The organism is Stenotrophomonas rhizophila (assembly GCF_001704155.1).
In the GTDB taxonomy this organism is placed as follows: Bacteria; Pseudomonadota; Gammaproteobacteria; order Xanthomonadales; family Xanthomonadaceae; genus Stenotrophomonas; species Stenotrophomonas rhizophila_A.
In genome coordinates this window covers 3,083,655-3,104,781 of record NZ_CP016294.1, presented here as the reverse complement: position 1 = coordinate 3,104,781, position 21,127 = coordinate 3,083,655, and the positions used below count along the sequence as shown (strand labels likewise).

Below are 21,127 nucleotides of genomic sequence, written 5' to 3'. Positions count from 1 at the left end.
GCCGCCGTACCCGCGCGTGCCGGCGTCAACGTGCCGGCAGCGCGATCGCGTCGTCGTCGACGCACGCGACCAGCTGCTCGCCGGCGCCCACGACCGGTGCGATGCCGGCGGTGAAGCGCGAGTAAGCCGGCAGCACGGTCAAGCGTTCGCGCAGCCAGAAGGCCGGCCAGCGTCGTTGCATGCCCGGCAGGCGGGCCAGTGGATGCAGGTGGCCACACAGCACATGCAGGCTGGGATGCGGTTGTGGATCATGGCGCAGCAGGAACGGCCCCTCCTGGACGCGTTCGCCGAGCAGGGTGATGCCCAGGTCGGCCTTGGGCAGCACGCGGTCATGGTTGCCGGCCACTGCGCCGATCTCCAGTCGCGGATGCTGCTCCCGCCATGCCTGCCATTGCCGATACCACGCGGCCCGATGCGCGGGGCCATGCAGCACATCGCCCAGGATCCATACCGTGCGGACGGGGCGGTCGGCCACCAGTGCAGACAGCCGCGCCAGATCATCACCGGTGCCGCCGCTGGGCAACCCGATGCCCGCGCGCCGGAACAGATCGGCCTTGCCAAGGTGGAGGTCGGCAATCAGCAGCGCTTCGCGCGCCGGCCAGTACAGCGCGCGCGCGCCAAGCAGGCGGACCTGCTCGCCCGCGATCTCGGTCACGACGTCAGTCGGCATGGCGTTTCTCCAGTTGGCCCACGGCGCGCAGCACGCGCGTCTTCCAGTCTTCATTGCTGAGTTGCCCACGCAGGCGCTCGGCCCACAGCGGGAAAGACAAGGGCCCCAGCGTTGCCGGGTGCTGCACGCACAACGTGCGGCCCTGGCAGCGGCGCAGCGTTTCGGCCAGGCAGGTCAGGTCGAGCTGCTCATGCAGTACCTCACGTTCGGCCAGGCCGAGCAGGATGTGCCCGGGATCATGCTGGCGCAGCACGTCATACAGCAGGCCGGCCGACGCCTGCAGCTGGCGCAGGCTGCGTGGCGTGCGGCCTGGCAACGCGGGGATCAACAGCCCGGACACACGCGCGATATCGCGGAACTGGCGGCGTGCCAGCTCGCCCAGGTTGAGGCTGTCGCGCAGGTCCTCGAACAGACCCTCCGGCTGCAGCAGCGCCGCTACCTGCGCCGCATCCACCTCCACCGCGCGCGCCGGTGCCAGCACGAAGCCGTAGTCGTTGGCGGCGTAGCCGAAGGTATTGGCCTGCAGGCGCGTCCAGCGCATCGCCATCAGCGCCGCCAGCCCCTCGTTGACCTGGCGCCCCGCGAAGGGATACACGAACACGAACTGTCCTTCGCGGCGGCGCACGCTTTCCACCAGCAGCAGTGACGGGCCGGGCAGCGCGGATACGCGTGCCTGCAGGCGCAGCAGCGGTGCAAGCCAGTGCATTTCGGGGCTGTCCGGCGCGGCCGCGAGCACGCTTTCCATTTCGTGGCCCAGCGCCTCCGACAGCGGCAGGCGGCCCCCCTGCCAGCGCGGCACCACGCCATCGCCGCCACGCGCCATCCTGACGTAAGCGGTGAGGTTCTCCAGCCGTACCAGCTCCAGCAGCCGGCCGGCGAACTGGAAGCGGTCGCCGGGGCGCAGGCGACCGACGAACTGTTCTTCCACGCTGCCGAGCCGGCCGCCGCGCAGGAACTGCACCATGACGCTGCCATCGCTGGTGATGGTGCCGATCGACAGCCGGTGGCGCAGCGCCACGCGGCGGTCGTTCACGCGGTAGATGCCGTCGTCGTCGCGCACCACCTTGTGGAAGTCCGGGTACTGCGCAAGCGCCTGGCCGCCTTGCACGATGAAGTCCAGGACGCCCTGCCACTGCGCCAGCTCCAGCGATGCGAACGCGTGCGTGCGCCGCACCTGGGCCAGCAGCTCCTCGGCGCGGAAGCCGCCGCCCAACGCGCAGCTCACGCAGTGCTGGGCCAGCACATCCAGCGACAACCGCAGCGGGCGCCGCGCTTCGATCACGCCAGCGGCCAGTGCACGCCGCGCGGCGGCGTATTCCACCAGCTCCAGCGCGTGCGACGGCACGCAGACGATGTGGCCCGATTCCCCCGGTCGATGCCGCGCGCGCCCGGCGCGCTGCACCAGCCGCGCGATGCCTTTCGGGCTGCCGATCTGCAGGACCTGGTCGACGGCCGGGAAATCCACCCCCAGGTCGAGGCTGGAGGTGGCCACCACGCAGCGCAGTGCCCCGTCGCGCAGGCCCTGCTCGACGGTGCGGCGCTGCACCGGGTCCAACGAGCCGTGGTGCAGGCCCAGCGTGGCCGGGTCTTCGGGCCACACCGCCGACAGTGCCTGGTGCCACAGTTCGGCCTGCGCCCGGGTATTGGTGAACAGCAGGCTGGTGCCGACCGCGAACAGCTTCTGCTGCACCCGCTGCAGCTGCGACAGGCCGAGGTGGCCCGCCCATGGAAAGCGCTCGCCATGCGCGGGCAACAGCGTTTCCACCTTCACCGGGCGTGGCCGCGCCCCCGACACCAGCGGCGCGTCGGGCACATCGGGCAGCAATACCTCGCGCGCTTCGTCCAGGTTGCCGAGCGTGGCCGACAGGCCCCACACCTGCAGCGCCGGCAGCGCATCACGCAGGCGACGCAGATTCAACTGCAGCAGCACGCCGCGCTTGTTGCCCAGCAGCTCATGCCACTCATCCACCACCACGCAGCGCAGCCGGCGCATGCGCTCCTGCGTATCGGGGTAGCTCAGCAGCAGCGCCAGCGATTCGGGCGTGGTCACCAGTACATCCACCCGGCCTTCGCGGGCGAGGCGTTTGTCGCGCGCGCTGGCATCGCCGGTGCGCAGCCCCACCTGCCAGTCCAGCCCAAGCGCCGCCAGCGGTTCACGCAGCGCGCGTGCGGTATCGCTGGCCAGCGCGCGCAGCGGGGTGATCCACAGCACCTGCAGCGCCGGCACGGTCTTGCCAGCGCGCGTACCCGGTGCGCGCGGCAGCGGATCGACCAGCGCCTGCAGCAGCGGCCCGCCGAACATCGCCAGCGTCTTGCCGCTGCCGGTAGGCGTGTGCAGCAGCCCGGATTCGCCGGCCAGGTAGTGCCGCCACATCGTTTTCTGGAACGCCAGCGGCGACCAGCCACGGCTGGCGAACCACGCCGCCAGCCGCGCCATCGCGTCGCGTCGGGTCACCGTGCCAGTGCCTGCAGCTGAGCCAGCGTGTCGGCTTCGCCGGCCGGCTTGTCGTGGCGCCAGCGCAGGATGCGCGGGAAGCGCACTGCGATGCCCGACTTGTGCCGGCTGCTGCGGTTGACCGCTTCAAAGCCGAGTTCGAACACCTGCTCGCCACGGACGCTGCGCACCGGCCCGAAGCGTTCGATCGTGTTGGCCCGGATCCAGCGGTCCAGGGCCAGGATTTCCTTGTCGTCCAGCCCCGAATACGCCTTGGCCACCGGCACCAGTCGCTCGCCGTCCCACACCCCGAAGGTGTAGTCGGTGTACAGCGTGCTGCGCCGGCCATGTCCCGCCTGCGCGTAGATCATCACCGCATCGATGGTCAGCGGTTCTATCTTCCACTTCCACCAGTCGCCACGGCGGCGCCCGCCCTGGTAGACCGACGTGCTGCGCTTGAGCATCAGCCCTTCCACGCCGCGTTCGCGCGCCAATGCCCGCTGAGCGGCGGCGTCCTGCCAGTCCGTGGCATCAAGCGTGGGCGACAGCACCATGCGCGTATCGCCGAGCGTGGCAAGCAATCCGGCGAGCAGGGTGCGCCGTTCGGCCAGCGGCTGCTGGCGCAGATCGTTACCGTCGAGTTCGAGCAGGTCGTAGGCAAGCACGCGCACCGGCGTATCGCGTAACGTCTTCGGGCCGGGTCTGCGCCGTTGGATCCGGGTCTGCAGGGCGGTGAAAGGCAGCGGCTGTGCATCGTCATCGCGCCAGGCGAGAAGCTCGCCATCGATCACGGTGCCATCCGGCAACGCCATCGCGGCCGCTTCGATTTCCGGAAAGCGCCCATCCAGCCGCTCTTCGCCGCGCGACCACAGGGCGACTTCGCCTTTGCGACGCAGCACCTGCAGGCGGATCCCATCCCACTTCCATTCCAGCGTCCACTCGCCGATCGGGCCCAGGCTGTCGGCCTCGGCTTCCAATGGCGAGGCCAGGAAGAACGGATACGGCTGCTGGCGGTCTTCCGGCCGTTCTTCAGCGCTGAGGAGGTTGGCGAGCAGCCCCGGCGAGGGCACCCACTCGCCCAGCATGCGCTGCGCGATGCGGGCGATGTCGATCCCCGACAGTTCCGCCAGCGCCTGCTGGACCAGCCGCTGGGAGACGCCTACGCGCAACGCCCCGGTCAGCAGCTTGTTGAATACCAGCCGTTCGGCGGCAGGCAGCTGCCTCCAGCCTGCCTCCACCGCAACACGACGTACCGGTTCCGGCTGGTTCGCCACCGCCAGCAGGTGGCCTTCGATCCAGTCGGCAAGGGGGCGGTCCTGCGCGCCTTCCGCAGGATCATCCAACAGCAGGGTCAGGGTTTCGGCCAGGTCGCCGACCTGGTCGTAGCTGTCGGCCACCAGCCACGCGGGTAGGCCCGATGCCTCGGCGATCCACGCGCGCAGCTCGCCGCTGGCCGCGATCTTCCGGCGTGCGCCACCGACCTTGCCGCCGCTGAGCAGGTACAGCGCCCACGCTGCGTCATGCGGGCGCGCGTCGCGGAAGTAAGCCACCAGCGCGGCGCGTTTGTCCGACGTGGCGGTGCTGCGGTCCAGGCGCTGATACAGCGCGGCAAATGCCTTCATTCCTCGCTCCCGAAATCGGTGCGGAAGGCTTCGGCGGCAACACCACGTTCGCGCAGGAACGGAATCAGCGCATCGGTGTTGCCGTGGGTGGCGATCACCCGGCGCGCACCGGTCTGTTCAATGGTCTGCAGCAACGCCGGCCAGTCGGCATGGTCGGACACCACGAAGCCACGGTCGTAATTGCGTCGGCGCCGGTTGCCGCGCAGCCGCATCCAACCGGAGGCGAAGCCCAGTTGGTGCTTGCCGAAGCGGCGCAGCCAGGTGGTGCCCGCGGCAGAAGGCGGCGCCAGGATCAACTTGCCGGCCGCGTCGGGTTCGCGGCCCTGTTCGGCCACCGTGTGGGTTTCCAACATGGCGATGCCGGCCTCGCGATACACCGCCACCCCATTGGCGATGGCGCCGTGCAGCCAGGCCGGTCGGTCATCCAGCGGCAGCAGTTCGGCCAGCACCCGCTGCGCTTTGCCCAGCGCGTAACACAGCAGGATCGCCGCTTCGCCGCGCTGTTCGCATTCGCGCCGCCACGCCACGATCTCGGCGGCGACCTCGCGCGTGTCCTGCCAGCGGTAGATCGGCAATGCGAACGTCGCCTCGGTGATGAACACATCGCAGGGCACCACCTCGAACGGTGCGCAGGTCGGGTCCGGTTGGCGCTTGTAGTCGCCCGACGCCACCCACACCTGCTGGCCGTCATCGATGCGCACCTGCGCCGACCCCAGTACATGCCCGGCCGAATGCAGCGACACCTGCACGCCGCCCAACGTGAAGCGTTCACCGTAGTCATGTGCTTCCAGGGCCACATCACCCAGCCGCCAGCGCAGGATCGGCACGCTGCCGGTACTGCAGTAGTAGCGGCCCATGCCGCTGCGCGCATGGTCGCCGTGGCCGTGGGTGATGACCGCGCGCGGCACCGGTCGCCACGGGTCGATATGGAAATCGCCTGCTGGGCAGTACAGGCCCTCGGGGCGCAGTACTACCAGGTCGCTGTTTGCCGCGTGCGTCGTCATGCCTGCACTGTGCCGACGGGTTCGTGCACGAGGTGAGAATCCGCCTGAACAGCAGCCCGCATGCGGATGCGGCAGAATCATCGGGTCCGCCAGGAGGCCCGCACGATGACGTCCGTATTGCCTGTATTCGAGACCCATGAAGTGGCCAACCAGCCGCCCCCGTTCGGCGGCCGCAACCTGTGGGCCGACGACGTGGCATTGAGCGAGGCGGTGCAGCGCGAGGGCGGTGCCGCGTTCATCGATACGCTGCAGACCTATGGCGCCATTGCGGGCGACACCCTCTACCGGCTCGGTTTCGACGCCAACCGCGACCGCCCGCGGCTGCGCACGCACGACCCGCAGGGGCACCGCATCGACACCGTGGAGTTCCATCCGGCCTACCACCAGCTGATGGAGCTGGCCAAGCGCCACGGAGTGGCGGGACTGTCGTGGCACGAGGGCGGCCCCGGCGCGCACGTGGCCCGCGCCGCACTGAGTTTCCTGCACCACCAGGCCGATGCCGGTACCAGTTGCCCGCTGACCATGACCCACGCCGCGGTGGCGGTGCTGCGCCAGGACCCGTTGCTGGCCGAGTGGGCCGAAAAAGCCGCCGCACCGGTCTACGATCCGCGCGACGTGCCGATGGCCGACAAGGCCGGCATCACGCTGGGCATGGGCATGACCGAGAAGCAGGGCGGCTCTGACGTGCGCAGCAACACCACCCGCGCCGAACGTCGCGACGATGGCAGCTACGCGCTGGTGGGGCACAAGTGGTTCTTCTCCGCACCGATGTCCGATGCATTCCTGGTGCTGGCGCAGGCGGCGGGAGGACTGACCTGCTTCCTGATGCCACGCCGGCTGGCCGATGGCAACCGCAACGCGTTCCGCCTGATGCGGCTGAAGGACAAGCTGGGCGACTGGTCCAATGCCTCCAGCGAGATCGAGCTGTGCGGCGCCTGGGCCCGCCGGGTCGGTGCCGAAGGGCGGGGCGTGGCAACCATCATCGGCATGGTGATGATGACCCGGCTGGACTGCATGCTGGGCGCGGCGGCGGAAATGCGCATGGCCCTGGCGCAGGCGCTGCACCACACCCGACACCGCAGCAGCTTCGGACGCCGCCTGTGCGACCACCCGCTGATGGCCAACGTGCTGGCCGACCTGGCCATCGAATCCGAAGCGGCCACCACCTTCGCCATGCGCGTGGCACGCGCGGTGGACCAGGCGCCGCAGGATGCGCATGAAGCCGCGTTCGCACGCGTTGCGACGGCGGTGGGCAAGTACTGGGTCTGCAAGCGCGCGGCGGTGTTCGTCAACGAAGCGCAGGAGTGCCTGGGCGGCGCGGGCTACGTGGAGGAGTCGATCCTGCCGCGGCTGTACCGGCAGGCACCGCTGAATTCCATCTGGGAAGGCAGCGGCAACATCCAGTGCCTGGACGTGCTGCGTGCGTTGGCGCGCGAGCCGCAGGTGCTGCCGGTGCTGGATGCGGAGCTGGACGCGGTGGCCGGGCGCGATGCGGACTATGACCACGCGTTGGCGTCGTTGCGGGAGCTGTTGGCCGCTACGCCATCGGAAGCGCAGGCGCGGGTGGTGACCGAACGGCTGGCCCTGTTGCTGCAGGCCGCCGTGCTGCTGCGTGCGGGAAGCCCGATGGCCCCTGCGTTCGTGCGCTCGCGGTTGGGCGGGGCGCATGGAGCGGCATTCGGGACGCTGCCCGATGAGGTGGATGTCGGCGCGGTGATGGCGCGGGCGTTGCCTTGATCGATTGCCAGGCCGGACCTGGCACTACCGCTGGAGGTCACGCCGGCCGGTGGCCGGCGTGACATGTCGCATCAGCGTTTGGCGGCGTCTGCGTTCTGCTTGGCGTCTTCGGCCACGTCACGCGCCTTGTCGGCCACCTTCTCGGCGGCATCGGCGGTCGCCTCGCTGGCATGCGCCGCTGCATCGCGCGCGGCAACCTTGGCATCGGCAGCAGCCGCTGCACTGGCGTCGGCGGCACGGTCCAAGGCCGGCTGTACATCGGCCGCGGCGCGTTCGGAGGCGGCAGCCGCTTCATCGGCGGCATTGCGGGTGGATGCCGCAGCCTTGTCCACGGCGACACGTGCCGCTTCGCCGGTGCTGTCGGCCGCCTGCGCGGCATCGGCACGCGCCTGTTCGGCTTCCGGGCCCTTGCAGGCCACCAGGGCCAGCAGCAGGGAGGCGGCCATCAGCGGGGTGGTGATCGAACGAATCTTCATGGCGTTCTCCGTCAGGTTTCAGGGACGCTGATCCTATTCACCCTGCCGTGAAGCCAAAGAAAAAGCCGCTGGCGAACCAGCGGCTTTTTCAGACTTGCTTGAAGAAAGAAGTTATTACTTCTTGGCTTCTTCAGCAGCGTCCTTGGCCTGCTCGGCGGTGGCTTCACCGGCCTTGGCAGCGTCGGCAGCAGCGTCGGCAGCAGCGTCGGTGGCAGCAGCGCCAGCCTGGGCAGCGGCATCAGCCGAAGCGTCAGCAGCGGTGGTGGCGGTGTCGGCGGCAGCCTGGGCAGCGTCCGCGGTCTGGGCGCCAGCAGCAGCGGCCTGGTCGGCAGCGACCTGGGCGTCGGCAGCAGCTTCGTTGGCCGAAGCGGCGGCGTCAGCAGCCTGCTCCTGCTTCGAGCAGGCGGTCAGAGCCAGGCCCAGGGCCATTGCGATCAGCAGCTTGTTGATGCTCATTTGTGTGAATCCTCGTCGTTAGATTAGGCAACGCGCTATTGCGCGCCCGGCAACATGATGACAAGCCACGTTGGGCTGTCAAGCGATCCCGCATTCAGTTTTGCGAAACGGGTGTTAAAACCAATCAAATCAATTCGATGGCGATGGCGGTTGCTTCCCCGCCACCAATGCACAGTGTAGCAATTCCGCGCTTTGCATCACGCTTGCGCAAGGCATTGACCAACGTCACCACCAGCCGGGCGCCCGAGGCACCAATCGGGTGGCCCAGTGCGCAGGCGCCGCCGTTGACGTTGACCTTCGCCGGGTCGATGCCCAGTTCGCGGATGGGCGCCATGGCCACCACGGCGAACGCCTCGTTGATCTCGAACAGGTCCACCTGGTCCAGGCGCCAGCCGGCTTTTTCAAGCACCTTGTGGATGGCGCCGATCGGCGCGGTGGTGAACCACTCCGGTTCCTGCGAGTGGGTGGCGTGGGCCACGATCCGGGCAAGCGGCTGCACGCCGCGGGCGGCCGCATCGTCTTCGGACAGCAGCACGACGGCGGCAGCGCCGTCGGAAATGCTCGACGAGCTGGCGGCAGTCACCGTGCCGTCCTTCTTGAACGCCGGGCGCAGGGTCGGGATCTTGGCGATATCCGAACGGCCGGGCTGCTCGTCCTGGCTGTACTCCACGTCGCCCTTGCGACCCGCAACCTTCACGGCCACGATTTCATCATCGAACGCGCCGGCAGCCTGCGCGGCCTGCGCGCGGCGCACCGATTCGATCGCATACGCGTCCTGTTCCTCGCGGCTGAACTGGAACTTGTCCACCGCGCATTCGGCGAATTCGCCCATGGCCTTGCCGTCGTACGCATTGACCAGGCCGTCGTGGGCCATGTGGTCGACCGCCTGGAAGTTGCCGAAGCGGTTGCCGGTGCGCGAATTGGGCAGCAGGTGCGGCGCGTTGGACATCGATTCCATGCCGCCGGCGACCACGATGCTGGCCGAGCCGGCCTTGATCAGGTCGTGGCCCAGCATGATGGCCTTCATGCCCGACCCGCAAACCTTGTTCAGGGTGGTTGCGCCGGTGGCGTAGGGGATCCCTGCGGCCACGGCGGCCTGGCGGGCCGGGGCCTGGCCCAGGTTGGCCGGCAGCACGCAGCCCATGATCACTTCGGAGACATCCGCCGCCGGCACGCCGGACTGTTCCAGGGCGGCGGCGATGGCAGTGGCGCCCAGGGTGGGGGTGGGCACGCCGTTGAACTGGCCGAGGAAGGAACCGATGGCGGTCCGCTTGGCAGCGGCGATGACAATGTTGGGCATGGCAATCTCGTTATTGCGTGAGCGATTTACGAAAAGGGAACGCAGGGCATGGTATAGCGGCGCGTTTCCCGGCAGACTGCGTGGGGGTGGCCCAGTATAGAGGGTCAGCATTTACCACCGGTGTCGGCCGGACAGGCGGGACGCCACGCGTGGTTTCAATTACGTTTTGGGGAGCAGGGATGAATCAGGTAGTTTTCAGCAGGAACGTGCTGGCCGGCGCGCTGGCCGTGGCCTTGAGCGCGTGCGGTGGCGGCAGCGGCAACAGCAAGGGGGACCTGCCGGTAGCGCCGGTCGTGCCGCCGGTCACGCCACCGGTCGTGGTGGTGCCGCCGGTGACGCCGCCGCCGGTCAAGCCGACCCAGCCGGCCATCGACGCGCACCTTGCCATCATCAACGGCAAGGACCAGGACTGGAGTGGCGAGGGGATCCGGATCGGCGTGGTCGATTCCGGAGTAAACCGGGCCCATCCGACCCTGGCGGGCCGGGTGGTGGCCAGCCACAGCTATGTCGATCCGACCAAGAACAACCTGGCGGTGGACGATGTGGTCGGCCATGGTACGACCGTGGCATCGCTGGCCGCTGGCGCCGCATTCGGCGACTGGCCTGGCGGGGTGGCCACCAGGGCGCAGATCGTGTCGGCGCGCATCATCGCCGACAAGGCGCCGGTCGACGACGGCACCGGCAACGGCAACCAGGTGGATGGTGCGCTGGGGCTGGCCAGCGTGCACCAGGATCTGATCGCCGACGGCGTGAAGATCATGAACAACTCCTGGGGCGGGCTGTACTGGACCAACCCGGCTGCGACCGCTGCAATTGCGGCCGAGTACCGGCCCTTCATCACGACCAACAACGGCCTGGTGGTGTTTGCCACCGGCAACGAAAGCAAGGCGGACCCGTCCAACATGGCCGCGCTGCCGAGCCAGGCCGGTCCCAACGGTACCCGCCCGGCCGCGGACCTGGAGCGTGGCTGGCTGGCAGTCACCGCGGTCAATTCCAACCAGCCCGACACCCTGGCGTCCTACGCCAACGCCTGTGGCGTGGCGGCCAATTACTGCCTGGCCGCGCCGGGCGAAGCGGTGTTTGTCGACCCCGCAAGCACCACGGGCAGTACCCCCAGCTACCTCTGGGGCGGCGGTACCTCCTACGCGGCACCGCTGGTCTCGGGTACGGCGGCGCTGGTGTGGCAGAGGTACCCGTACTTCAGCAATGACCAGGTGCGGCAGACCCTGCTCGGCACCGCCACCGACCTCGGCGCGGCCGGCGTGGACAGCGTGTTCGGGTACGGCCTGCTCAACGTGGGCAAGGCGGTCAACGGCCCTGGCCGGTTCGACTGGGGCACCATGGTGGTCGACCTGCCGGGTTCGTCCAACTTCAGCACCTGGAGCAACAACATCGGCGGTGCCGGCGGACTGGACAAGTCCGGCGCGGGAACGCTGATCCTCGGTGGCAAGAACACCTACACCGGCGGCACCATCGTCCGCTCGGGCGCGCTCTCGCTGGCCGACGGCGCGTCGCTGGGTTCCGATGTCCAGGTCCTGCAGGCCGGCGGCCTGCAGTTCCGCGCCGGTACCACGGGGGTTACCGGCAACGTGGTCAACCGCGGCACGCTGTACCTGTTCGAGGCCGGCGTTACCGCCGTGATCCAGGGCAACTACACCCACGAGGCGACCGGCGTGTTCTCGACCGCGCTGGGTGCGCAGGCGTTGAAGGTGACCGGCACCGCCCAGCTCAACGGCGGCACCGTACGGATCGACCGCGCGGTGGAAGGCTATGTCCCGCAGACGGGTGTCCGGCAGGAGCTGATTACCGCCGCCCAGGGCCTGACCGGCACGTTCGATCGCTACACCGCGCTCGGCAACGTCGTGCTGCTGGATGCGACGTTCACCTATGACCACTACTCGGCCGGGTTGAACATCAACCGCGTGAGCGTCTCCGGCGCTGCCGCGTCGGCCGGATTGGGTGCCATTTCGGCCGCCTCGGCCCTGCGCGTGGAACAGGCGTTCGACCTGCTCGATACCGGCACCGGTCCGGGCACGCCGGGCTTTGCCGATGCGGCCGGCGAGCTGCAGCGGGTGCAGGGCGCGGCCGGCCTGGAGGCCAGCCTGGAAAGCCTGTCGGGCAAGGCGCACAGCCTGGCCAACGGCATGACCTTCGACAACCTCGACATGAATCGCCGCGCATTGTCGACGCGCTTCGATGCAGTGTCCGCCGCACCGCGCCTGCGCGGCGCCTGGCAGAGTGCGTTGGGCGAAGCCGGGCAGGGCAGCTTCGCCGGCAGCGGCTTCCAGACCCAGGGCTGGATGATGGGCCAGGACATGGCGCTGGGCAGCAACGGCGTCATGGGCTTTGCCTTTGGCGAAACCCGCAGCAACAGCAGCCGCGAGTGGGGCGGCGACAGCGGTCGTGACCGCCAGTCGCAGGCCCAGCTGTACGCGGGTTGGAACAGTGGTGCGGCCTACACCCTGGCGCAGCTGGGCGCCGGCCAGTTCACCCGCGAGATCGACCGCCAGCTGTTGCTGGGCGCGGGGCAGTACGGGGTCAATGCCCGTTACGGCGGCAACTTCAGCACCGCCAGCGTGGAATCGGGCTACCGCTTCGGCGGTGCCGGGGCATCGTTGACGCCGTACCTCGGTGCGGACTACGCGCGCCTGGACAGCGACAGCTTCAGCGAAGACGGCGGCTTCGGCTTCGGCCTGCGTGCGGACCGCCGCGCGTCGAGCCGCAGCCAAGCGCTGGCCGGCCTGCGCGCGGAAACGCGCCTGCGTGGCTGGTCGCTGCGCGGCTATGCCGAGTGGCAGCAGACGCTGTCCAGCGATGGCCTGGCCTTCGATGCCAGCTTCGTGGGCGTGGATGCCTGGGCGCCGGTGGCCGGGCTGCAGCCGGCCCGCTCCGGCGGCCTGTTCGGCCTGTCGGTGCAGTCCTGGCTGACCCGCAACTCGCAGCTCTCGTTCGGCTACGACCAGCGCTTCGGCCCGCGAGGCGACCTCAGCCAGGTCGCGCTGCGGTACTCCGCCGCGTTCTGATCCAGGCGCGACAGGCAACAAAAAAGGGCGCGAGTTGATCGCGCCCTTTTTTTTCATCTGCCCGTTGGGATCACCCGCCGCGCAGCGTGCCCAGTCGCGGGCGCGCACGGCCCAACGGCATCTTCAGCTTGCCGATCGACTGGATGCGGGTTTCGGCGATGCGGTCGGCGGCGCGCTGCGGCGCAATGCCTTCCTGCTGGGACAGCGCGAAGATGCGGCCCAGGTTGTGGTAGATGCTGCGGATCAGGCGCATCGCGCGTTCGCGGTTGTAGCCGTCGATCTCCAGCGACACATTCATCACCCCGCCCGCATTCACCGCATAGTCCGGGGCGTACAGGATGCCGCGGGCATGCAGCTCATCGCCGATCTCGGGCGTGGAGAGCTGGTTGTTGGCGGTGCCGCAGACGATCTTGCACTTCAGGCGCGGCAGGGTCTGCGCATTGATCGCCCCTTCCAGCGCGCACGGCGCGAACACATCGGCGTTGACGTCGTAGATGTCATCGGGCTTGACCGCCTCGGCGCCGTACTCGGTCACCGCGCGCTCCACCAGCGCAGGGTCCAGATCGGTGACGAACAGCTTGGCGCCGCGATCCCGCAGCAGCTTCACCAGTTCCATGCCGATATGACCCAGGCCCTGCACCGCGATGCTGACCTTGCCCACTTCCTCGTGGCCGAGCTTGTGCTGCATGGCCGCCATCAGCGCCTGCAGCGCGCCGTAGGCGGTGAACGGGGCCGGGTCGCCCGAGCCGCCGTGCACCTGGTGCACGCCGGTGACGTACTCGCTTTCCAGGTAGATGTTTTCCATGTCATTGACGTCGGTACCGACGTCCTCGGCGGTGATGTAGCGCCCGCCGAGCGAATCCACGTAGCGGCCGAACGCGCGGAACAGCACTTCGGTCTTGTCCTTGCGCGGGTCGCCGATGATCACCGCTTTGCCACCCCCGACATTCAAGCCCGCCAGCGCGTTCTTGTAGGTCATCGTGCGGCTGAGCCGCAGCGCGTCGGCCAGCGCGTCGTCCGTGCTGGCGTAAGGGCGCATGCGCACACCGCCCAGCGCCGGACCCAGCGTGGTGTTGTGGATGGCGATGATGGCCCTCAGACCGGCATCGCGGCTGTGGCAGAACACCACCTGTTCATGGCCGGACGTTTCGAGGGTTTCAAATAACATGGTGACTCCGATGCTGCGAACGACGGCAAACGCCGGCAAACGCACCAGCAAAAGGTGGGTGTAAAACAAAAAAAGCGACGTCGTCGGTTGGTCAGGACGGGTCGCGCGGCGCCATTCTAGTGCATTCCGCCGGACGGTGTTGTCAGGGCCGGGTGACCATTGCCCGCTAAAGTTGCCCCGTTCCGGGCCGATGCCGTGGCAACGGTGCGCAGTACCGGCAAGCCAGGACGGAACACGTGGGTGCAGTGGCGACAATTCGGGTGCGGTGCCACACCGGCAGGGGCGCGGCCCGATGATGGCGATCGTGGCGGGGGCCGGCGTACTGCTGGTGGCACTTCTGGGGTGGGGCTGGTATCGCCGCCCGGCGGAGGCGGGACCGGCGCCGGGTAGTACCGGCGGCCGGGCCCGTACGCAGCCGCAGCCGCCGACCCCGACTCAGCCCTGCACTGGCGATGCGGACGAGGTGCTGCAGGCCGGCCTGCACGCACTGGCGTTGCAGCCGGGCAGCGGCAGCGCGCCGGCCACCGTCGCGCAGGACGCGGCCCTGCTGGCGGCGGTGGCGGCAGCGCTGGAGGCGCAGGACTGGTCGGCCCGGCACCTGCCGCGGCGGCCGCAGCTGCTGCCGCAGCTGATCCAGACCGTGAACGACAGCGACGCCTCGGCGCGCAGCATGGCCTCGATCATCAGCCAGGATGCGGTGCTGACCGGCAACCTGCTGCGCATCGCCAACAGCCCGGTCTACCGGCTGCAGGCCAAGCCGGTGGACAGCCTGCAGCGTGCGGTCACGCTGGTGGGTACCGAGGGCATCCGCCAGATCATCAGCGCGGTGCTGGTGCAACCGGTGATGCAACTGCACAGCGACGCCTTTCCGCAGTTCGGAACGGTGGTCTGGGAGCACGCGCTGCTGGCCTCGCGGGCCGCAGCCGATCATGCCCGCCTGGTGACCCATGAAGACGGCTTCGCCGCGCAGTGGATGGGGCTGACCCAGGGCCTTGGCGCGGCCCTGGTGATGCGACACCTGCTGGACGTTGCCCGTGAACAGGCCGTGCTGCCGTCACCGCAGCTGGCCAGCACCCTGCTGGATGCCTGGACCCTGCCGGTGGCCAGCCGCATCGCGGCGGCCTGGGAACTGCCGCCCTCGGTGCACCAGGCGCTGCTGCGCGACGCCGATGCGACAGGCGGTGGGCTGGCGGCCAGCCTGCGCTTCGCGCGTGCCGGGGCATCGGCCAGCCTGCTGTGCCGGCATGGCCGGATCAGCCAGGCCCAGGCGCTGGCGCTGCTGGAGCAGCTGCATGACACCCCGGCGCATGCATTGCAGTGGATCTGGCGCCGCCTGCATGGTCGCGCGGTGGAAACGCTGGAGGCGGACGAGTCGGCCGATGCGTAGCGCCACGCCCTGCGTGGCTGCTCCTAAAGTTGGGACTCCAAGGGCAACCAGCTGATGACGCGGGCGCTGGCGCGCTGCCAGAACGAGGTGTCCGGCTCTCGATCCAGCAATTGTGGGGGCTGTTCGGCCCGATCCAGCCAACACACCTGGTCATCGGCACCCAGCGTCACCCAATAGCTCTGCTTCGGATCGGCCAGGCGCAGGTATTCCGCGCGCAGCTGTGCGGCCAGTTCCCGATCATCAAACAGCACCCCCATCTCCGTGTTGAGGTAGGCAGAGCGGGGGTCCAGGTTGAACGAGCCTACGAAGCCACGCTGGTCATCGATCATGAAGGCCTTGGTATGCAGGCTGGCGCCGCTGCTGCCGAACAGGCCGCCGCTGCCGCCACCCGCGCCGCGCGATCGCAGTTCGTACAGGTGCACCCCATCGCGCAGCAGCGGTGCGCGGTAATGCATGTAGCCGCTGTGCACGGCCGCCACGTCATTGGCGGCCAGTGAGTTGGTGACCACGCCCACGTAGGCGCCGCGCTGCACCATCGCGGCCATCCCGCGCGTGCCTTCCTCGCCCGGCACGAAGTAGGGCGAGATCAACAGCGCTTTGTGGCGGGTGGCCTCAAGTTCGCGCACCAGGCGGGTGACCAGCCAGTTGGCGGGGTCGTCGCGGCGGTGCTTCATCGCCGGATCGGACACGATCTCCACGCCCGGCGACCAGTGCAGGTCTACCGCATCGGTGTAGAACGAACGCGCTGCCGGCGAACGCTCGACGCGCTCAAGATAGGGTCGGGCGGCCGCCAGCTTGGCCTCATGTGCCGATTCAAGCATCAGCAGGCGCAGCTGGGCCGGGGTGTGGAAGGCGAGGGCGGCCACGGGTACCGCCGCGTCGCTGTTCCAGTACGCATCGAAGATCGTATTGGCCTGCTGCACCGCCTTGCCGGCCACGATCAGGTCCAGGTCGCGGAAGTTCACATCGCTGCGCGCGCTGAAGTATTCCTCGCCGATGTTGCGTCCGCCGACGATGGCCACCCGGCCATCGGCGATCCACTGTTTGTTGTGCATGCGGTGGTTGACGCTGAAGAAGCGCTGCACCATCTCCACCAGCCGCCACAGTCCATCGCGGTTGCGGAACGGGTTGTAGAGGCGGAGCTCGATGTTGGGGTGCTCATCGAGCGCCATCATCAACGCATCCTTGTCCTGCGCGTTCATGTCATCCAGCAGCAGGCGCACGCGCACGCCACGTTCGGCGGCCTGGTACAGCTCCTGCGCCATCAGGTGGCCGATCAGGTCGTCCTTCCAGATGTAGTACTGCAGGTCCAGGCTGCGGGCGGCATGGCGGGTGATCACGGCGCGCGCGGCGTACGCGTCCAGCCCTTCGGACAGGAACGCCACGCCGGACTGGTCCGGGTGCTCGGCCTGCAGGCGCACCACCTCGCGATCAATCGCGCTCTGTGCCGGCTGCAGCGGCAGCACGCTGCTGCGCGGTCCCATCGCCTTGGGCGTGAGGTGGTCGCCCAGCAGCAGCCCGCTGAGCACCAGCAGGATCACGATCGCCAGCAGGATGCCCGCGCCGCGCAGCACGCGGCGCCACAGTGGCTTCTGCGGGTTGCGTGCGCGGATCAGAAGCGTTCGTCCGGCGCCAGGTAGCGCCACTGGCCCGGGGCCAGCTTGCCCATCGCCACCCGGCCGATGCGCAGGCGACGCACGCTGATGACCTCCAGCCCGACCTGCCGGCACATGTCGCGCAGCTGGCCGGGGGCCACCGGCTTGATCGCAAAGCGCAGCCGGGTTTCGTTCTGCCAGCTGACCTTGCACGGCGGCAACGGCCAGTTGCGGAAGCTCAGGCCGTGCGCAAGCCGCTTCATGCCGTAGGGCACCAGCTCGCCGCTGACCTCGACCAGGTATTCCTGCTCCAGCGTCGCGCCGCGGTCCTTCAGATGCGACACCACGCGGCCGTCCTGGCTGACCACCACCAGGCCGCTGTCTTCATCGGCCAGCGGCATCACCAGCTGCAGCGCGTGGAAGTGCCGCTGCAGCAGGGCCACGCCGGTGGCGTCCAGTTCGCTGCGGGTCTCCCGCGTGACCAGCGCGCACAATTCATCAGCGCGCATGCCGGCCGGTTTGTGCAGCAGCATGCTGACCGTCTCGGCGCGGGTCGCCTCGGCGTTCTCGCGCAGCACCACCACCTCATCGGTGACCATCGCCTGCGGTTGTTCGACCACCACACCGTTGACCGTCACCCAGCCCCCCTCGATGAAGCGCTGGGCGTCGCCCCGGGAGCAGCCGATCAGGCGGGTCAGGTGTTTGTCGAGTCGGATCGGATCGGTCATCAGGCAGGCAGCACAAAGCGGGACGCGGGCGGGGAGTGTACTGGCTCGGGGCCGGGGCTGCGCGTGACAGGGCTGCGGCCCCGCCCCGCTGCTGGCATGATCCGATGATGAACTGGCGTGCGTCCCCTGCCGTGAAAGTCGGCCTTTCCATTGCCGTGGCTACCGGCCTGTATGGCATTTCCTTTGGTGCGCTGGCGGTGGCGGCCGGGCTGAGCCCGTGGCAGGCGCAGGCGCTGAGCCTGTTGATGTTCACCGGCGGCTCGCAGTTTGCGTTCATCGGCGTGATCGCGGGCGGCGGTGCCGGCTCCGCCGCGTTCACCGCCGCCACGCTGCTCGGCGTGCGCAACGCGGTATACGGCATGCAGATGAACCGGATGCTCGGGCTGCGCGGCTGGCGGCGCGGGGTGGGTGCGCAGATCACCATCGACGAATCGGCCGCCACCGCGTCCAGCCAGACCATGCCGCTGGAGCAGCGGCGCGGGTTCTGGACCGCCGGCGTCGGCGTGTTCCTGCTCTGGAACCTGTTCACCGCCGTCGGCGCCATCGCCGGCGACGCGCTGGGCGATCCGCGCCGGTGGGGCCTGGACGGTGCCGCAGTGGCGGCGTTCCTGGCGTTGCTGTGGCCCCGGCTGCGCCAGCGTGATGCGGTGGCCATCGCAATCGTGGCCGCGCTGGTCACGGTGCTGGCGCTGCCCTGGGTGCCACCGGGCATTCCGATCCTGCTGGCGGCAACAGTGGCGGCAGTGTGGGGCGCGTTCGTGCCCGGTCCACGCGATGAAGGGCTGGAGCCGGACGTTGAGCCGCGTTCGCCGGGGGAGCGCGTATGAGCCTGTGGGCATGGTTGCTGCTGGGCTGCGTGGCGGCCTATGCGATCAAGCTGGCCGGGTGGCTGGTGCCGGCGCGCTGGCTGGAGTCACCGCGCATGACCCGCGTGGCCGGCACGCTCACGATCGGCCTGCTGGCGTCGCTGACCGCCATGAATGCGGTGGCTGCCGGTGCGTCGGTGGCGCTGGATGCCCGCCTGGCCGCGCTGGCCGTGGCGGCCGTGGCGTTGTTGCTGCGCCTGCCATTTCTGGCCGTGGTGGTGCTGGGTGCGGCGGCGGCCGCCGCGCTGCGCTGGGCCGGTATCGGCTGAGCGTCAGCCGCTGGGCCGCTCCAGGTGGGTCAGGTACAGGCGCAGGTCGAACTCCAGCTGGTGGTAGTCCGCTTCCATGTGGGTGCACAGCTGGTAGAACGCCTTGTTGTGGTCCGATTCCTTCAGGTGCGCCAGTTCGTGGACCACGATCATCTTCAGGAACGGGGCAGGTGCCTCGCGGAACACGCTGGCAATGCGGATCTCGCGGCTGGCCTTGAGCCGGCTGCCCTGCACCCGCGACACGGTGGTATGGGTGCCCAGTGCGTGCTTGAGCACCTGCAGGCGGCTGTCGTAGATCACCTTGGACAACGGCACCGACTGGCGAAGGTAGCGCTCCTTCAGTGCCTGGGTGTAGTCATACAGCTGACGGTCGTTGCGCACCGTGTGCAGCTCGGCATAGCGGCGCTCCAGCCAGGGGCCCAGCCGATCGGCCGCGATCAGCTCGCGCACCTGCTGCTGCAGGGCGTCGGGGTAGCCGGCAAGGTACTTCAGGGCGGTCATGCCGCTATGATGACGCCTGGAATCCCGCACCAACAGATGCAAAGGCAATGGCGAAGGCAAATCCCCTGCAGGAACAGCTGCTCAAGGCCGGGCTGGTCAAGAAATCCCAGGTGTCCCAGGCCGCACGCGAGCAGGTGAAGGCCCGCCACGGCAAGGCCCCGTTGGCGCCCACCGACAGCCAGCGCGAAGCCGAGCGCCTGCGGGCGGAAAAAGCCGAGCGCGACCGCGCGCTGGAAGCCGAGCGCAAGGAAAAGAACCGCCTGCAGGAGCTGCAGGCCCAGGTGCGCCAGATCATCGAAAGCAACCGGGTCAAGCGCGAAGGCGAAAGCGAGTACCGCTTCAACGACGGCACCCTGATCCGCACGATGCTGGTCAACGAGATGCTGCGCCGCCAGCTGGCCGTGGGCAGCTTGGTGATCGTGCGGCTGGGCGAGGGCTTCGAGCTGGTGCCGCGTGCGGCCGCCGACAAGATCCGTGAACGCGATCCGGCCGTGATCGTGCTCGACAACGGCAAGGATCGCGCCGCATCCGCCGAGCCCAGCACCGGCAATGCCGAGGACGATGCCTACTACGCGCAGTTCCAGGTGCCCGACGACCTGATCTGGTGATGCCGGGCTGAACGGTTCACTGGAAGCGGGGGATGTTCAGCCGGCCGTAAACCGACGTCGCCCGGCCGGATCTATGCTGGCGCTCCGGCAACGGTATGGGAGATGCGGCATGGCCACAGGGTGGGCAGGCGACGGCGCCGTCCAGGACCAGATCGACGCGACCGTGGATGACGCGATCCAGCGCGCCCGCGCGCAGCTGCGCCACGGTCCCGGGCTGACCCATTGCGAGGAATGCGAAGCGCCCATACCCGAAGCGCGGCGCCGTGCCGTGCCCGGCGTGCGCCTGTGCGTGCGCTGCCAGGAGGCCGAGGATGCCGCGCAGCAGGATGCAGGCATGTACAACCGCCGGGGCAGCAAGGACAGTCAGCTGCGCTGACGCCGGATCACCCGTCGCCCTGGATGCCGCCCGGCGCCTGCGACGGATCACGCCAGCGGCGCACCGTGCGCTGGAAGAACATGTTGTTGGGAATCTGCAGCACCGTGCCTTCGTGGCCGCCGCTGTTTTCCTGCAGGGTGGTGTAGATCAGGTTGACGTCGATGACGCGGCCCTTCAGTCCGGGCTTCTCGCCGTTCTCCAGCACCTCGATGTAGTCGTGCAGCCGGAACGGGCGGGTGGTGAAGATCAGCAGGGTGCAGAAGATGTTGGAGAGCACGCTCCACGCGGCAAAGAATGCCACCGCGCCCACTGCAGCAAAGCCGGTGAACGCGGTCCACAGCACGCTGGCCTGCACGCCGATGATCTGCAGCACCACCAGCAGCACGGTGAAATACACCACGAACGTGAACACCCGGCGCGCGCCCATCACCATCTCCGGTGGCAGCGTGTAGTGCTCGCCCACGCGGCGCAGCAGCCGGCGCGCGATCAGCCGCAGCAGCCACGCCACCAGCAGGGTCAGCAGGATTTTCAGGGCAGGCGCCCCGTACTGCAGCCACTCATGGGTCCAGGCGGGCAGGTGGTCTTTCATGGAAACCGGGGGTCGACGTGGGAGCGTCAGTTTACCCCGCGCGCTAGAGCCGGGCCGTGTCCGGCTGCGCCAGCACACCGACCAGCGTTGAAACGCACAGCGGCGCATGGTCCTGGTACTGCACGCACAGGTCCGGTTGCGGCGGCAGTGCCACCCGCAGCGTCACCGGGCTTCCCGGCAGGGTGCAAGCGCTGGCCAGCGACAGCAGAAGGGCAAGGCAACTGGGGGACATGGGCGACTCCTGGGACCACGCCCGGCGTGGTGACAGGAGATTGGATGCCGCGGGTGCCGGAAAGGTTTAAACCTTTTCGATCGACC

General features: G+C 68.9%; 20 protein-coding genes. 7 read left to right on the top strand and 13 right to left on the bottom strand.

What is annotated here, in order from left to right:
• Window positions 1–25 precede the first annotated feature (25 nt).
• From pdeM to BAY15_RS13905, 4 genes are read right to left on the bottom strand one after another with little or no spacing between them, the layout of a single operon-like run.
• Window positions 26–670: a ligase-associated DNA damage response endonuclease PdeM gene (gene pdeM / locus BAY15_RS13920; RefSeq protein WP_068853612.1), complete on the bottom strand. Its 645-nt coding sequence runs from the start codon at window positions 668–670 to the stop codon at window positions 26–28.
• Window positions 660–3,107: a ligase-associated DNA damage response DEXH box helicase gene (locus tag BAY15_RS13915; protein WP_068853611.1), complete on the bottom strand. Its 2,448-nt coding sequence runs from the start codon at window positions 3,105–3,107 to the stop codon at window positions 660–662. The genes pdeM and BAY15_RS13915 overlap by 11 nt, the downstream gene beginning before the upstream one ends.
• Before the next feature lie 14 nt (window positions 3,108–3,121).
• Window positions 3,122–4,726: an ATP-dependent DNA ligase gene (locus tag BAY15_RS13910; protein ID WP_068853610.1), complete on the bottom strand. Its 1,605-nt coding sequence runs from the start codon at window positions 4,724–4,726 to the stop codon at window positions 3,122–3,124.
• On the bottom strand, window positions 4,723–5,730 hold the full coding sequence (locus BAY15_RS13905) for a ligase-associated DNA damage response exonuclease (RefSeq protein ID WP_068853609.1): 1,008 nt from the start codon (window positions 5,728–5,730) through the stop codon (window positions 4,723–4,725). Before BAY15_RS13905 ends, BAY15_RS13910 begins: the two co-directional genes overlap by 4 nt.
• Window positions 5,731–5,835: 105 nt before the next feature.
• On the opposite strand from BAY15_RS13905, the gene BAY15_RS13900 reads away from it, so the two are divergent.
• A complete protein-coding gene (locus BAY15_RS13900) occupies window positions 5,836–7,467 on the top strand; it encodes an acyl-CoA dehydrogenase family protein (RefSeq protein WP_068853608.1) in 1,632 nt (543 codons plus the stop codon).
• 71 nt (window positions 7,468–7,538) lie between these two features.
• Here BAY15_RS13900 and BAY15_RS13895 read toward each other — a convergent pair whose 3' ends face one another.
• The 3 genes from BAY15_RS13895 to BAY15_RS13885 form a co-directional block, all read right to left on the bottom strand.
• Window positions 7,539–7,943 (bottom strand): hypothetical protein, encoded by a 405-nt coding sequence (locus BAY15_RS13895; protein WP_068853607.1) that lies wholly within the window; start codon window positions 7,941–7,943, stop codon window positions 7,539–7,541.
• Window positions 7,944–8,057: 114 nt separating this feature from the next.
• Window positions 8,058–8,399, bottom strand: coding sequence for a hypothetical protein (locus BAY15_RS13890; RefSeq protein WP_068853606.1), 342 nt, complete (start codon window positions 8,397–8,399; stop codon window positions 8,058–8,060).
• Window positions 8,400–8,523: 124 nt separating this feature from the next.
• Window positions 8,524–9,699, bottom strand: a complete 1,176-nt coding sequence (locus BAY15_RS13885; RefSeq protein ID WP_068853605.1) for a thiolase family protein — start codon at window positions 9,697–9,699, stop codon at window positions 8,524–8,526.
• A 179-nt stretch (window positions 9,700–9,878) separates the two neighbouring features.
• Between BAY15_RS13885 and BAY15_RS13880 the strand changes: the two genes are divergently transcribed.
• Window positions 9,879–12,722 (top strand): S8 family serine peptidase, encoded by a 2,844-nt coding sequence (locus BAY15_RS13880; RefSeq protein ID WP_068853604.1) that lies wholly within the window; start codon window positions 9,879–9,881, stop codon window positions 12,720–12,722.
• A 70-nt stretch (window positions 12,723–12,792) separates the two neighbouring features.
• Here BAY15_RS13880 and BAY15_RS13875 read toward each other — a convergent pair whose 3' ends face one another.
• Window positions 12,793–13,890: a Glu/Leu/Phe/Val dehydrogenase dimerization domain-containing protein gene (locus tag BAY15_RS13875; protein ID WP_068854729.1), complete on the bottom strand. Its 1,098-nt coding sequence runs from the start codon at window positions 13,888–13,890 to the stop codon at window positions 12,793–12,795.
• 292 nt (window positions 13,891–14,182) lie between these two features.
• Here BAY15_RS13875 and BAY15_RS13870 point away from each other — a divergent pair, with 292 nt between their 5' ends.
• The gene (locus BAY15_RS13870; protein WP_068853603.1) at window positions 14,183–15,277 is read left to right on the top strand and encodes an HDOD domain-containing protein; all 1,095 of its coding nucleotides are present in this window, start codon (window positions 14,183–14,185) and stop codon (window positions 15,275–15,277) included.
• A gap of 23 nt (window positions 15,278–15,300) precedes the next feature.
• On the opposite strand, the gene BAY15_RS13865 is transcribed toward BAY15_RS13870, so the two are convergent.
• Both BAY15_RS13865 and BAY15_RS13860 read right to left on the bottom strand, forming a co-directional pair.
• Complete coding sequence (locus BAY15_RS13865; RefSeq protein WP_237334265.1) at window positions 15,301–16,923, bottom strand: phospholipase D family protein; 1,623 nt, start codon at window positions 16,921–16,923, stop codon at window positions 15,301–15,303.
• On the bottom strand, window positions 16,890–17,600 hold the full coding sequence (locus BAY15_RS13860; protein ID WP_068853602.1) for an rRNA pseudouridine synthase: 711 nt from the start codon (window positions 17,598–17,600) through the stop codon (window positions 16,890–16,892). Before BAY15_RS13860 ends, BAY15_RS13865 begins: the two co-directional genes overlap by 34 nt.
• 107 nt (window positions 17,601–17,707) lie before the next feature.
• On the opposite strand from BAY15_RS13860, the gene BAY15_RS13855 reads away from it, so the two are divergent.
• Window positions 17,708–18,427, top strand: coding sequence for an AzlC family ABC transporter permease (locus BAY15_RS13855; RefSeq protein ID WP_068854727.1), 720 nt, complete (start codon window positions 17,708–17,710; stop codon window positions 18,425–18,427).
• The gene (locus BAY15_RS13850; RefSeq protein ID WP_068853601.1) at window positions 18,424–18,735 is read left to right on the top strand and encodes an AzlD domain-containing protein; all 312 of its coding nucleotides are present in this window, start codon (window positions 18,424–18,426) and stop codon (window positions 18,733–18,735) included. The genes BAY15_RS13855 and BAY15_RS13850 overlap by 4 nt, the downstream gene beginning before the upstream one ends.
• Before the next feature lie 3 nt (window positions 18,736–18,738).
• Here the strand turns inward: BAY15_RS13850 and BAY15_RS13845 are convergent, their stop codons facing one another.
• Window positions 18,739–19,236, bottom strand: coding sequence for a M48 family metallopeptidase (locus BAY15_RS13845; RefSeq protein WP_068853600.1), 498 nt, complete (start codon window positions 19,234–19,236; stop codon window positions 18,739–18,741).
• 47 nt (window positions 19,237–19,283) lie between these two features.
• On the opposite strand from BAY15_RS13845, the gene BAY15_RS13840 reads away from it, so the two are divergent.
• Together BAY15_RS13840 and BAY15_RS13835 are read left to right on the top strand one after the other, a co-directional pair.
• The gene (locus tag BAY15_RS13840) at window positions 19,284–19,844 is read left to right on the top strand and encodes a DUF2058 domain-containing protein (protein ID WP_068853599.1); all 561 of its coding nucleotides are present in this window, start codon (window positions 19,284–19,286) and stop codon (window positions 19,842–19,844) included.
• Between the two features lie 109 nt (window positions 19,845–19,953).
• On the top strand, window positions 19,954–20,220 hold the full coding sequence (locus BAY15_RS13835) for a DksA/TraR family C4-type zinc finger protein (protein WP_068853598.1): 267 nt from the start codon (window positions 19,954–19,956) through the stop codon (window positions 20,218–20,220).
• Between the two features lie 7 nt (window positions 20,221–20,227).
• On the opposite strand, the gene BAY15_RS13830 is transcribed toward BAY15_RS13835, so the two are convergent.
• Together BAY15_RS13830 and BAY15_RS19235 are read right to left on the bottom strand one after the other, a co-directional pair.
• Window positions 20,228–20,809, bottom strand: coding sequence for a mechanosensitive ion channel family protein (locus BAY15_RS13830; protein ID WP_068853597.1), 582 nt, complete (start codon window positions 20,807–20,809; stop codon window positions 20,228–20,230).
• A 43-nt stretch (window positions 20,810–20,852) separates the two neighbouring features.
• Window positions 20,853–21,041, bottom strand: coding sequence for a hypothetical protein (locus BAY15_RS19235; protein WP_157771752.1), 189 nt, complete (start codon window positions 21,039–21,041; stop codon window positions 20,853–20,855).
• Window positions 21,042–21,127 lie beyond the last annotated feature (86 nt).